This window comes from Paraburkholderia sp. CHISQ3, from assembly GCF_030464945.1.
Taxonomy (GTDB): Bacteria; Pseudomonadota; Gammaproteobacteria; order Burkholderiales; family Burkholderiaceae; genus Paraburkholderia; species Paraburkholderia megapolitana.
The window spans coordinates 595,379-608,506 of record NZ_JALPRG010000003.1 but is presented as its reverse complement, the minus strand read 5'-3'; the positions used below and the strand labels follow the sequence as shown (position 1 = coordinate 608,506).

9 protein-coding genes are annotated in these 13,128 nt (G+C 60.4%); 1 reads left to right on the top strand and 8 read right to left on the bottom strand.

The annotated features are described in order from the left end of the window. Window positions 1–71: 71 nt before the first annotated feature. From pabB to M0D65_RS09675, 4 genes are all read right to left on the bottom strand, one after another. Window positions 72–1,637, bottom strand: a complete 1,566-nt coding sequence (gene pabB / locus M0D65_RS09690; RefSeq protein WP_266252462.1) for an aminodeoxychorismate synthase component I — start codon at window positions 1,635–1,637, stop codon at window positions 72–74. Window positions 1,638–1,680: 43 nt separating this feature from the next. Continuing rightward, entirely contained in the window at window positions 1,681–2,277 is a 597-nt protein-coding gene (locus tag M0D65_RS09685; protein ID WP_266252461.1) for an aminodeoxychorismate/anthranilate synthase component II, read from the bottom strand. 86 nt (window positions 2,278–2,363) lie between these two features. Then, window positions 2,364–3,659, bottom strand: coding sequence for a PLP-dependent aminotransferase family protein (locus tag M0D65_RS09680; protein ID WP_266252460.1), 1,296 nt, complete (start codon window positions 3,657–3,659; stop codon window positions 2,364–2,366). A gap of 101 nt (window positions 3,660–3,760) precedes the next feature. Then, entirely contained in the window at window positions 3,761–4,333 is a 573-nt protein-coding gene (locus M0D65_RS09675) for a VOC family protein (protein WP_266252459.1), read from the bottom strand. A gap of 580 nt (window positions 4,334–4,913) precedes the next feature. On the opposite strand from M0D65_RS09675, the gene M0D65_RS09670 reads away from it, so the two are divergent. After that, window positions 4,914–6,164 (top strand): MFS transporter, encoded by a 1,251-nt coding sequence (locus M0D65_RS09670; protein WP_266252458.1) that lies wholly within the window; start codon window positions 4,914–4,916, stop codon window positions 6,162–6,164. A gap of 54 nt (window positions 6,165–6,218) precedes the next feature. On the opposite strand, the gene M0D65_RS09665 is transcribed toward M0D65_RS09670, so the two are convergent. From M0D65_RS09665 to M0D65_RS09650, 4 genes are all read right to left on the bottom strand, one after another. After that, the gene (locus tag M0D65_RS09665) at window positions 6,219–7,505 is read right to left on the bottom strand and encodes a tetratricopeptide repeat protein (RefSeq protein WP_266252457.1); all 1,287 of its coding nucleotides are present in this window, start codon (window positions 7,503–7,505) and stop codon (window positions 6,219–6,221) included. Window positions 7,506–7,553: 48 nt separating this feature from the next. Beyond that, a complete protein-coding gene (locus M0D65_RS09660) occupies window positions 7,554–9,512 on the bottom strand; it encodes an SPFH domain-containing protein (protein ID WP_266252456.1) in 1,959 nt (652 codons plus the stop codon). A gap of 180 nt (window positions 9,513–9,692) precedes the next feature. Next, entirely contained in the window at window positions 9,693–10,685 is a 993-nt protein-coding gene (locus M0D65_RS09655) for a spore coat U domain-containing protein (RefSeq protein ID WP_266252455.1), read from the bottom strand. Window positions 10,686–10,696: 11 nt separating this feature from the next. Further along, window positions 10,697–13,102, bottom strand: a complete 2,406-nt coding sequence (locus M0D65_RS09650; RefSeq protein ID WP_308076653.1) for a fimbria/pilus outer membrane usher protein — start codon at window positions 13,100–13,102, stop codon at window positions 10,697–10,699. Window positions 13,103–13,128 lie beyond the last annotated feature (26 nt).

The window sequence follows — 13,128 nt, the reverse complement described above, 5'->3', positions numbered from 1 at the left end:
ACTGAAGCAGTCGACCAGGCCGGATGGCAAAAACTCATCTCGTGGACAGCGTGTGACGCGCCGACGCTTCGTTATTCCGTCGACACGCTCACATGCGACTGGATCGCCAGCGCGGCAGGGTCGGCCCGATGCGCGCGCCTGTCGGATGCGTCCGGCGCGTGAGACTTCTCCGCCGCCAGCCGTTCGATCGCTTCGACCACGCCGCGCGCTTTCACGATCGTCTCGTCGAATTCCTCGACCGGGTCCGACAGCGCGGTGATCGCACCGCCCACGCCGAGTTGCGCGTGGCCTTTGTCGATGAGCACCGAGCGGATGACGATGTTGAAGTCGCAGGCACCCGAGAGTCCGAACCAGCCGAGTGCACCCGAGTAGATGCCACGCGGTCCTTCTTCGAGCCGGTCGATGATTTCCATCGTGCGTTTCTTCGGTGCGCCGGTCATCGAACCGCCCGGGAAAGCGGCCCGAATGCAATCGACCGTCGATACGCCAGGTTTCAACGTGCCGCGTATCGTCGACACCAGTTGATGCACGTGCGAATACGTTTCGACGTCGAACAGTTTCGGTACGTGCACCGAACCGATCGTGCAGACCTGGCCGAGATCGTTGCGCAACAGGTCGACGATCATCAGGTTTTCTGCGCGATCCTTTTCGCTCGCGCGCAGGTCTTCGATCAACGCAGCATCCTCGTCCGGTGTACGACCACGCGGTCGCGTGCCCTTGATCGGCTTCGCCTCCGCACAACCGTGACGATCGACACTCAGGAAGCGCTCCGGCGACGAACCGACCAGCGCGAAATCGCCGATGCTGAAGTACGCTGCATGCGGCGCGGGCGAGAGTTCGCGCATTGCACAGTAGAGATCGAACGGCGAGCGCTCGAACGGAAACGAAATCATGTTGGTCAGGCAGATTTCGTAGCTCTCACCATTGACGATTTCCGTCAACGCCTCGCGAATCTTCCCGATATAGGTGGGCCGGTCGTGCCGCAGATGCGCGTTACGCGCGATCCATGCCTCGACTTCCTGCAACGACAGTTTCTTTCTTGCCGGCGCCATCTCGCGCACATCGATCGAGCGCAGCGTGTCTGCCTGCGCCCGCAAGCCGCGCTCGACCGTGTCGAACCACGCAGCGGCCTGTTCGCGCTGCGCGTCGTCCTGCGTCAGGTACAGCAGATAGGTCTTGCGTTCGACATGATCGAGCGCGATGAGCCGGGTGGCGAAAATGAACGCGGCGTCGTTCGCGCTCGACTGATACGCCATCTCGCCGGTCGTTTCGCACTTCAGTTCGTAGCCGAACACGCCCGCGTAACCGAGATCGAAACCGAACGGCAAACCGGCCGGTGCCTCGATCCTGCGTGCCTCGAGGTTTGTCTTCAGCAGATCGAACAGGCTCGAGACGCGCAGCGTTTCGCTTCTGCCGTCGCGCTCGACGGTGGCCTGCTGCGTGCGCAGGTCGTAGGTGATGCTTTCACCTGAAGGACCGTATGCATCGCCCATGAACGAGAAGCGCGAAAAGCCCTCGATGATCACGCTGCTTTCAAGCAGGAACCTGCTGCTCGAACGGGAAAACACCTGCCGGAATGTCGCCAGTGCATCGGGACAACCCTCCAGTACCCGGCACTGGACCTGAAAAACGCTCATCGCCTGATCCTTTCCAAATTCCTGCCGCCGAAACGGACTGTCATCACGCTGCACGCTGATTTCTATGCACCATCGCAAGGTCGCGAAAATTGCGGAACAGATCCTTGCCCGCTTCGGTACATATCGACTCCGGATGAAACTGCACACCGTGCAACGGGCGTGTCCTGTGCCTGATGCCGTGGATCACGCCGTCGTCGTCCCACGCGGTCAGCTCGAACGGCGCCTTGACCTCTTTGACCACCAGCGAGTGGTACCGGACCACCGAAAGCGCCGCCGGCAATCCCTGAAACACACCGCGCCCGTCGTGCTGGATCACACTGACCCGGCCGTGCATCGGCTCGGGCGCATGCACGACTTCCATGTCGTGCAGATGAGCCATGCATTGCTGACCCAGACACACGCCGAGCAGCGGAACCCGGGTCTGGTGAATCGCCTTCGCGCTGATTCCGACATCGGCGGCGCAGGCTGGCGTACCCGGCCCAGGCGAGACAATGATGCAGTCGTAGCGGTCGAGATCGACGGCGTCGAAATCCGCAGTATTGAGGACCACGGTCGGCTCTTCTCCGCACACCTCGCCCATGTTCTGGAAGATGTTGTAGGTGAAGGAGTCGAAGTTATCGATGATGAGCGTCTTGCACATGGCTGAACGATTCGTGAAAACCTGTTTGTGGAAGTGAGAACGCTGCTGCGACCGGTGGCGCGTTGGTGCGTTAGTGCGTTGGTGCTTTAGCGCGCTTCGGCAACCGCATGCATCGCGGAGGACTTCGAACACTGTTCGAGCCGTTGCGCGACATAGCCGCCAAGCGCTGCTACACCCGCACGTATCTGCGGCGGCGTCATCGCGCTGAAAGCGAGCCGGATGCGGCGGTTCTGCGACGCATCGAGCGCGAAGAACGACATCGGCATTACGATCACGCCGTAACGCGTCGCACAGTCGGTGACCGCCTGCGCGTCGAATTCGAACGGCAGATCCATCGACAGAAAAAAGCCGCCTGCCGGTCGATTCCAGCCGATCGCGTCCGACAGCGGTGCGAACGTCGATTGCAGCGCATCGAGCATCGTGTCGCGGTTGGTGCGGTACCAGCCGGCCATCGGTTGAATCCAGTTGCGCAGGCTGCCCCCTTCGGCAAGCAGCAGACCGCCGACGATCGCCTGCGTGAGCGGGCTCGTATTCACCGTCACGTAGCTCTTGCGTTGCACGAGGTTCTCCCACAGCGCGTGACGCGCGGCGCGATCGCCGAACAGCGTGTCGGGCAGCACCGCTGCGCCGACCCGGAACGCGGGGCTCAAGGTCTTCGAGAAAGTGGACAGATAGATCACGCTGCCGGCTTCGTCGAGCGCCGCCATCGGCGGTACGGCAGCCCCGTCGTAACGAAAGAGGCCATACGCGTTGTCTTCGAGAACCACGATGCGATGCCGCGCGCAGACGGCCAGAATGGCGCGCCGTTGCGCTTCGTCCAGCACGCGACCAGTCGGATTGTCGAAGTCGGGAATCAGATACAGCGCCCGCGCGTGCCGGCCTTCGCGCTGCAATTGCGCCACCGACTGTTCGACGGCCTGCGCGACATCGCCCTCCGGCAGCCCGTGCAACGCAATGCGGTTGGCCGCCGCTACGCCGGTTGCGCCGATATAGGTGGGATTGCACACCAGCAGCACATCGGTCGGATCGGGACACAGCGCGGGCAGACACAGGGCCAGCGCTTCCTGACAACCGGCGGTGACGAGCAAACGATCCGCCTGAGCAGGTACGTCCTGGTCGATCCGCAGTTGCGCGGCGATCTGTTCCTCGATCATGCCCGCGGTCCGGCCGTACTGCAGCAGACGGGTTCGGACCGCGGCGGCGTCCGCGCTACGCAGCGCGTGCTGTTCGTAGCGGGTCAACGCGTCGAGCAAAGCGCCGGGATGAAGCCGGTCGAAGAACTGCTCAGTCGGCCGTCCCGCGGCCAGCGAGATCGCGGCCGGAAACCGGCTCGACACCTCGTTGAGGAAATTCATCACGTCGGGTTGTGCAGTGGCGGACATGGCGTTTCGATGCGACCTGAATAGAGAGGAGATGAGGCTGCCGGGCGCGGCCGTGGTGTGCCTGGTATCGTGGGCATCTTCGCGGGTATCTTTGCGGGTATCTAATACTTGCCGGACTGCTCGAGCTGGTCGAACAACTCCTGGACGTTGTCCTCCAGGAAACCTTCCTCACCATCGCGGCGGATCAGCTCGAAACTCATGCCGGTATTGGCACAACGCGACGAGAACGCCTGCGTCAGGCCACCGCCGCGGATCACGTTGGTATCGAAGGCAAGGCCGCGCTGCCCGAGCGTTTGAACCGCCTCGTCGACGTCGTCGACCTGCATCGCCACATGAGCGATCCCCACGCCGAAGTTCTCGACCAGTTGCGAGACCTGCGACTCCGGCTCCGTGCCCTGGCACAGCACGAAACGGATATCGTTCATCTCGAGTTCGGCAGCCACCATGCCGGTACGCGCACCCTTGATATGCCTGCGTTTCTTCAGTTCGAAACCGAGCACGTCGCGGAACAGGTGGATGGCCTCTTCCAGGTCGCGAACCGCAAGCGCAATGTGATCGACACGCTGGAAAGGAGCAGCGGTGGATCGAGGCAGGCTCATGACGTCGGCATCTGTCTCCATCCCTGTCTCTGTCTGGACGGCAACCAGCGATGGTGCCGACGTGACTCTAGTCATGAGAAGCGTCCCCACAAAATAATGCATTTCCTCATATGTAATGACGGGCCGCAGCCCATATCACACTTGCAGTCATCTCTATGTGACAGCCAAAAAACAGCTTCGTATTTCCGCACGACAATTCGCAAATCCGTATTCCCGTTACTCGGGAGCGACGAATAAAATACCGCCTTGCGATTTAATTACATTTGATTCGGTAAATTTTTTACAACGGCGCGCTGAGCCTTTATATAAAGGCTCAACTGAAAATCTCACACGGGCTGAAAACCGCGATTACGCATAACTCCGGCGACATGTCTTATTCCACGAGTCGAATAAAAATTCCACTAAAATAAGCAGCCGCCGCGCAGGTGGGCAATTGCACACCGAGCGATCAAACTTGTCAACTCGATAAAAATAAAGATTGTTTCAACACATATTCAATCAGCATTGTTATGCGAATGAAAGTAAATGACTTGAGTTTGAAAGAAACCATTAAATCGCATAAAACAATTCCCCACCTGTGGGTGAAATCGTTTTATTTTGTCGATAGCCATAAAGGCATCGATACTGTGCTTCGTCGCTCTCCGGACCTGCCTGCATGACAACCTTCGAAGAAACCGCGGGGCCCGCAAGGCGCCGCGCAGCATTCGGTTTTATCTTCGCCACCGCGCTGATGAACGCAGTCTCGTTCGGCATCGTCCTCCCCGTCCTGCCGAACCTGATCAAGGCGTTTGCCGGCGGCGACACTGCGGCCGCCACCGAATGGAGCACGTTGATCGGCGTGGTGTGGGGCGTCATGCAACTGATCTGCGGCCCGGCGCTCGGCGCACTCTCCGACCGCATCGGCCGACGGCCCGTGCTGCTGATCTCGCTGTTCGGCCTCGCCGCAGACTTTTTCATCATGGCGCTTGCACCCACCATGGTCTGGCTGATTGTCGGCCGCATACTGAATGGAATGACCGCTGCCAGCTTTTCGACTGCGAATGCCTACGTCGCGGACGTGACGCCGCCGGAGCAACGGGCACGCGCATTCGGCTGGATTGGTTCGGCCTTGAGTCTCGGGTTTCTCGGTGGTCCTGTGCTGGGCGGTCTGCTCGCCGGCATCGATCTGCGGCTGCCTTTCTATGTCGCGGGCGGCTTGACTGCGCTCAACTGGATCTATGGTTTTACCGTGCTGCCGGAGTCGCTCGCACCCGCACTGCGAGCAACGCACTTCGATCTGCGCAAGGCCAATCCATTCGGTGCGTTGTTGTTTCTCAAGGAGCGCGCGAACCTGCTCGCCCTGTCGCTGCTCTCGCTGACCTTTTCACTGGCGTGGATGGTCGGACCGGCGATCTTCGTTCTCTACAGCGGCTATCGTTACGGCTGGAGTCCCGTCACGATCGGCCTCGTGATGATGGTGAGCGGCGGGCTCAGTTCGGCGGTGCAGATGGTGCTTGTCGGGCCTGTCGTGGCGAGAGTCGGCGAACGCGGTGCCATCCTGATCGGTGCAGCCACGGGCGCTATCGGTTACGCGTGCTTCGGGCTTGCGACGACGGGAACCGGTTATCTGATCGCAATCCCGGTCTATGCGTTGATGAACCTGTTCATGCCCGCGCTCCAGGGGCTGGCGACACGTCGCCTCTCGCCAGCCGAGCAAGGGCAGCTTCAAGGCGCCATTCAGGGAATGCAGGGACTCGCGTCGATCTTCGGGCCGCTTCTGTTCGGGCTCAGCTTCGCGTGGTCGATTCGCCCTGGTGCGATATTGCCTGCGCCAGGACTTGCGTTCTTTATCGCGTCGGCGTTGATGGCGGTGGTACTGGTGTGTGCGTGGCGGATTACGAAGTCTGATGCTGAGGTTGCTGCCTGAAGCACCTGACGCCTCTACCTGCCTGTCCGGCGGCAGATGCGACACGTTGACGGCCTAGTCCCGCTTCATCACATCGGCGAGCGCTGCTCTCACCTGGTCGATCAACGCAGGCCATCCGCCTGGTCCCTGCCGGAACAGATACATATCCTTGGGATACCAGGCCGACTGATTGCCGCTCCTGTGCCAACGCCAGTCCGTGCCCACACCCGGCAGCATCAACCAGCACGCGACACCTAACGCGCCCGCAACGTGCGCGACCGCGGTATCGACACAGATCACGAGATTGAGCTGCGCGACGATTGCGGCGGTGTCGCCGAAATCGCGAATCTCTCTGCCAAGACGGAGAACTGGTTGCTGTGCATCGGCGCCGTCCGTCTCTGTCTCTGCCTCCGCCTTGCCGACCTGCAAGCTGACAAAGCGGACTCCCTCGACCGACCATAGCGGCAGCAGATCGGAGAAGTGACGCAGCGATCGTTCGGCATCGTTGTCGTGGTCAGGATTGCCCTTCCACACGAGGCCTACGCGCACCCCATCGGCAGGCAGACGTTCGCGCCATGTTTCGAGCCGCTTCGCGAATACACCGACGTAGGGAATCTTCGCGGGAATCGTCTCGAGTGTCGTATCGAATCGACAAGCAAGGCTCATGATCGAATCCCAGTAGTCGTGCATACGCAGCGTCGCAGGGTCTGTCACGAACTCATCGATACCCGCGATGGTCCGCAGTAGTGGCGCGATTTCCGGCTTGCACAACATCGACAGTGTCTTGACACCGCGTGCCTTCAAAAGCGGCGCATAACGCGCGAACTGGATCGTGTCGCCGTAACCCTGTTCCGGCAGCAGCAACAGGCTCTTGCCGGTCAGGTCCTCGCCGCTCCATTGCGGAAACGGCAAGGTGCCATGCTCGGCGAAGACCTGCGCGCGTGCCTCGTAACACGTCCAGCCTTCGGCGTAGCGTCCGGAGGACAGCAACAGCAGCCCGAGATCGAAGCGCGCTTCAGCGAAATCGGGGCGAAGTGCAAGCGCCCGGCGATACTCGGTTTCGGCCGTATCGTACTCGCGCAGATCTTCGAGCACACCGGCCAGATTGCTGCGAATTTCCGCCGAAGCGGGCATCTGTGCGAGCGCGCGTTCGTAATGCAGCTTCGCTTCACTGCGGCGGCCCGATTGCCGCAACAGGTTGGCCAGATTGTTGTGGGCAATGCCGTTGCGCTCGTCGTGTTCGAGCGCGCGTCGGCAGAGCGCTTCCGCCTGCTTCACGTCGCCCTGGTGGTAAGCGGCGAGCGCCGCCTGCACCAGTGCGTTGTCGGCATTGCCTGTGGCTGCGAGTGTCCTGGGTTTCATTCGATATTTCGCAATCGATCGCCACGCCTGTGAGCAGGCGTGGCTCTGTCACGCGTTGTCCGGTCCGCTGTGAGTCAACGACTTCGTCAGTTCACCGGCCTTCAACGAACTCATCAAGGACATCAACGTAGTCAGTGCGTTGCCGTCGTTGCCGCCGCCCAGTTGAATTTGCGGTACGAGCGGCACCTTTGATGTTTCAAGCGCTTCGGCAAGCCGCAGCATCACGGTCTGCATCAGCTGCTTGTCCGCGCCCTCGCCTTCGAGTGCTTCGGACTTCGCCTTGATCGCTGCCGCCTCGGCCTCGCCGACCGCCTTCACCGCGGAAGCACGCCCTGAACCTTCCATCTCCTGACGGAATTTTTCGGCTTGCGCAAGCGCCTCGATTTCCTGGCGACGCTTTTCAGCCGCTTTAACGCTAGCCGCGCCCTGGTTCTCCTTGATCGAAATATCGACCAGCGATCCAGTCAGTTCCTTCTGTTTGGCCGCACGCTGCTCGGCTTCGTTGAGCTCGCGTTGCTTGTCGGCGGCGATCTGCTTTTGCGCAAACGTCTCGACCTGTTCGCGCGCAATCTGCCGATCGCGCAACTGCGCCATGATGTTTTCGATCTGCGTGTCGCCCACCTGCGGCTTCGGCGTGCCGATCAGCACTTCTTCGAACTCCAGCGAATAGGCCTGGAAGCGCTCGCGCATATCGTGCGATGCGTTGCCTTGCAACTCGCTGCGCGACTGGATCAGCTCGATGAAGGTCCGCGTTTGCGACACGTTCTTGAAATACGACGACACCATCGGGTCGAGCGTCTGCTCGACGAGTTGCTCGACGTTGCCGAAGCGTTGTACGACCATCGGCGCCTTGCGGTAGTCGATATGGACCACAACCGACAGCGGCAATTGCGGCTCGAACGCATCCTTCGTGATCAGCGTGATCTCGCGCAGATTCGAATCGAAGCTCGATCCGCTTTCGCCCGCTTTCCACATCAACACGAAGTTCGTGGTCGGGACCAGTTCGATCTTGCCGGCGTAGGTATTGAACGCATACTTGCCCGGCATCAGCGGATCGCGCCACACACCGCGGCAGCCGCTTTCGACGAGTTCGCCGTGGCTGTATTCGGTGCCCGACAGGTCTTCGCCGCGGCGCCCTGTGTACGAGACGACCACACCCACAAAGCCGACCGGGATCACCGTCTTCTTGATGAACTCGACAGTCGCAAAGAGACGGTTGATGTAATACGTGCCCTCGACCAGGCTGCGCTCCTGACGCCCACGCCGGCCACCGGCCGCGAGAAATTTCTCGGGCTCCTGAAACGCGTTGTGCACGTCGCCGACATCGGGTGCGAGCAGTTCGTCTTTCTGCAGACCGGGGCCGTCCTGCACCGTAACGATGGCAAGCTGGTCGGAGTCGTGCGCGCCGGCCATTTCCTTGATGACCACCGGCTTGAATGCAGCGCGCTCATCGAGCAGATCGCGCATCTTGCCGTAATAGCCCTTCTCCTGCGCATCGAGCGACAGCGAATACGTCGCTTCTTCGGTCATCACGACGAACAGCGCGGGATTGAGAATGTGCGTACCTTCGCGCAGCACTTTACGTTGCGGACCTTTCTGGCCACCGTGTTCGAGGAACCCGCGGACATCGCGGAAGTCGTCGACGGTTCCATTGCTCGCAAGCGTCTGGCTCGCGGGCAAATCGACACCGTCGCGCGCGAAGACATAACCGATCTTGCCCTGCGTAACCGATACCATCGGACGGATATGCACGCGATACTGAAACGGTGCAAAGAAATGGAACCCGCCGCGTCGCAGATCGGGCTGAAAGCCTGCTTCCCCATGCAGCGCCAGCAGACCGATCTTTACCGAACCGCTTGAACTCCATAGTTTTTCGATGACAGCGATGCTGTCGTTGGGCACGTAGCGGACAATGCCCGCCGCCCGAAAAATCATCCCCAGGACTACCAGCACCAGAACGACGACAAGTGCGCTCCAGAGCCATACTGCATGCGGAAACTCGATCATTTTTATCGCCTTTAAGTTCTAGTTATCGCATGCGCATTTTACTCCTTTGAATTTTCGCAGCGTAGGTCGGCGATTGAATCTGGAAGGGTGCTTCTACAATGTGTTTTAGTCTTGCGAAAACGACGGCATGGTGTAGTCGTTGCAAGCGGATGGCGGTTAGTGTCGGAATCGTGACGTCCGTTAGTAACGCACATCAATTACAACCGAGTCTGTGTAAGTCCCGACCGGAGGAGTGTCTTGATCCGCGTAGATGGCCGCACGAAATGGAAACTGCTGTGCTGATAAGCCATCTGCCGCGCTCACGCTGTTGACACGATTTGTGTCTCGCCCCCAGACCGTGGCGCCACCGCCGCTGAAGATGTCATATTGCAGGCGACCGCCGCCACTACTCGCCATCTGTCGTCGGCCATTTGCAGCGGGGAAACTGCCACTGCCTATACCCACGGTATAGGTAAGGCCCTTCGTGCACGTCACACCGATGCCACCTGTCACCGGAGAAAAACTGGCAGGGTCCTGTGCGGCTCCGAAGCTTATGTCTCGCGCGGCGATCGCGCAGTCGTTGGTTACGACTAGTGTCAACGCGATGGTAGATGTTCCGGATCCTTCCTCTGGAGACGAACAAGGCACACGACCTATCAAACTCAATACCGAATGCGATCTGCAATAATTCCAGTCCCAATTGAGGATGATTGTGTCGGTGTAGGTGCCAGCTGTGACATTTGCTCCCGGCACGGTTCGAAAAAATAACGGAAGTGACCGAGATGACCCGCCGAAAATATTATTGAGGGCGCTACGCAATCGTCCGGATGCCCAGTTGACTCTCCCGCGATTGATCGGAATTGCTGCATCCGCATCGGCATAAATTTGGTACGGTATGGTGTCACCCGCCGAGTTCTTGAGACTTCCACTATTCTCAGATGACGAGGTCATATTGATCGCAGTTTCGGTGGTCTGATCGACAATCGCACCGCGACAGCTTAAACCGCTATTCGTCGTCGAGCTGGACTGCAGCACAGTTCTTACTGCAAAGGACGCCACCTGTCCGAACGAAGCACTGATGGGGGTTCTACTAACAGAACACTGAGCCTGCGCATCAAGCGACCCAAAGCAGAAAAACAGGCCTGCAGTTCCAGCAATGACGCAGCACTTCAAGCGTCGACTAAACGTATTCATCTCCCCCTCCCTCATTCGCTGCAAACCAGCGGACCCACGCGGCTCATCTCAGCAGCATCCCTATCGAGCGGAAACGCCGCGCGGCATTCGCGACCATCCGCCGTCGTGATGCGCAGATGATTCAACGCCGACAGGTTGGCAAAATAAGTCTCGCCATTCCACCCGACTACCGAGGTCTGGTTGCTCTCTTCATGCACGACACGTGCCCCCACCTTCAATGGCTTGCCCGTACCGTCAACCAGCATGATTCGCGCGGAAACGATCTTCTCAACCGGAAACGTGACAAGCGCGCCGCTACGGTTACGCACCGCGACACGTCGTTCGACGACAGGCACCTGCATATTGCCCGGCAAGCCGAGTGGATCGATCTCATACTTCGCCGCGTAGAAAGACGGCGCCCACGGCACCAGCAGATGCCCCGAGCGATCGGTCGTGCCGACGAGCTGATTCTCGTAACGCACGGGGATGTCTCTCTGGCCCTGCGTACTGACGAGCACGAATGCGTCGTCGACCCGGTTCGCCGGGAACACCCTGCCGTCCATCATGACAACCGAACCCTGTACCTCGGCCCAGCGCGTATACGACTGGCCTGCACGGCTACCGTACACGCCGCCTTGCGCCTGAAAGTAGCGATTGCGCCACGTCGCGTCTGCCTGCTGATAGTGGGAACCGCCTCCCGCGTAGGCGAGATTCCAGCCGAAGCCGCCGTCACTCGGTACGTTGCGGCTGTATTGCACACGCTCGCTCCATCTGCGGTTCTCATCGCGTGCTAGGCCAGCGGTAACCGTACCTCTATTGCCAAGTGGCAAGATCAATTGCGCCTGCGCGGCGATCCCCTGATTGCCGATCGTCCGGTTCACCGACGCGTACAACGTCGCCCAACCGAGAATCGGTCGCGAGTGCGACAGATTCACGATCCGGGTACGCGAGCCATGGGCACCACGCACATCGAAGTAGCCGGCGCCGAGCGTGCCGCCAATTGCACCGAGATTCAGTGCGCCGGTCGCCTGGGTGCTCTGGCGCACGAGCCCGTATGTCACGTTCGACGGTAGATCGTAGACCGACAGATCGCCGTAGCCCGCTGTGCGCAGGACGCGTTGCAGCGCTACGCTGAAGTGCTGCGACGAGTAGCTGTAGCCGAGCGCGTACTGCTGGCCCGACGAACCGCCAAGGCGGCTTTGCGACGCAGCGACGTTGAATACGCCAAACAAGCCGACACCGAGATCGAAGCCGAGCCCGCCAAGCGCAAATCGCTCGCCGCCTTCCGCATGTCCATCCACGGTCAGATAGTCGGTCAGACCGTAGCGTGCCGTCCCCGACGCGGCGAATTTGCCGTACGAGAACGCCTGCATGCCGTAACCGCGACGTACCGCGCCGACGGCCAGCGAGTAGTCCGACAGCCCCTTCTGCAACAGCGTATTGGCCACGTAAAACTGCACCGTCGTGGCGACCTGGCGGCCGAGCGCATCGGTCGTGACGACACTCGCTTCGCCGGCGCCGTTGATGAACGGTACGTCGTTCAGCGTGAATGGCCCGGGATTGACCTGGCCCGAGGTCGTCTTGCTACCGTTGATGAACAGGTCAACGGCAGTCGGTACAGCCGCTTGTCCGGAGAACTGCGGCAGCGGATACGTGACGATATCGGGGCGCACTGTGAAGTCGCGTTCCACCGACACACCACCTAGCCGGACCGCGCTGCTCCACGACAGCGCGCCGGTAATCAGGTCGCCCGCCGTATAAGAGAGCATGCGGTCCTGATCCGAGTAGCGCCAGAAGGTGTCGTAGCGCAGATATCGATGGCTCGTCGAACCGCCAGCAGCGCCGGCATCGCGTCGGTAGACACCGTTGTTGACGACCGTTCCCCAGCGGTCGAACAGCCGCTGCTCGACCCATGCAGAGGCGGAGCTCGGGCCGAGTGTCGGCGCTGCGGCATAGACGTCGTAGTTGAACAGCATGCCAAAGCTGACCGCGGCGGGCGTTCGATCGTACAGCCTGCCCTGGCCGACCGACTGTTGCGGCAACCAGTCTGGCGGTACGGTCAGCTTCAAACGCTGCCCGATGCTGTCGTACTCCATCTGGACACTGCCCAGGCGACTCAGATCGACCAGTTCGTCCGGCGCTGAACCCGTGCGAACCGACACCGCCGCGAGATCGCGCGAGTACGCCTCGTAAACACCCTCCCGATAACGCACCGGTATCACGTGCCCGGTCGGCAATTCATTGACGACGAGCTCCAGGTAGAGTGTGCCGCTCTTTATCGGGTTGTTCGCAGACAGAGGCGCTTCTTCGTGGCGACCTGCAGGCATCGTCGATTCGGCCGCATGTGCGCTACCCGCTGCGGCAAACAGCATTTTCATCGACCATATCGCCGCACACCGGGGTAGCTTCCATCGGGCTTGCTGGTCGTCGTATCGCATCTGGATAGCTCCCGTCGCCATGTCGT

Excerpts from the sequence above, each read along its gene's own strand:
- pabB (WP_266252462.1), bottom strand. The coding sequence starts at position 1,637 with ATGAGCGTTTTTCAGGTCCAGTGCCGGGTACTGGAGGGTTGTCCCGAT.
- M0D65_RS09685 (WP_266252461.1), bottom strand. The coding sequence starts at position 2,277 with ATGTGCAAGACGCTCATCATCGATAACTTCGACTCCTTCACCTACAAC.
- M0D65_RS09680 (WP_266252460.1), bottom strand. The coding sequence starts at position 3,659 with ATGTCCGCCACTGCACAACCCGACGTGATGAATTTCCTCAACGAGGTG.
- M0D65_RS09675 (WP_266252459.1), bottom strand. The coding sequence starts at position 4,333 with ATGACTAGAGTCACGTCGGCACCATCGCTGGTTGCCGTCCAGACAGAG.
- M0D65_RS09670 (WP_266252458.1), top strand. The coding sequence starts at position 4,914 with ATGACAACCTTCGAAGAAACCGCGGGGCCCGCAAGGCGCCGCGCAGCA.
- M0D65_RS09665 (WP_266252457.1), bottom strand. The coding sequence starts at position 7,505 with ATGAAACCCAGGACACTCGCAGCCACAGGCAATGCCGACAACGCACTG.
- M0D65_RS09660 (WP_266252456.1), bottom strand. The coding sequence starts at position 9,512 with ATGATCGAGTTTCCGCATGCAGTATGGCTCTGGAGCGCACTTGTCGTC.
- M0D65_RS09655 (WP_266252455.1), bottom strand. The coding sequence starts at position 10,685 with ATGAATACGTTTAGTCGACGCTTGAAGTGCTGCGTCATTGCTGGAACT.
- M0D65_RS09650 (WP_308076653.1), bottom strand. The coding sequence starts at position 13,102 with ATGCGATACGACGACCAGCAAGCCCGATGGAAGCTACCCCGGTGTGCG.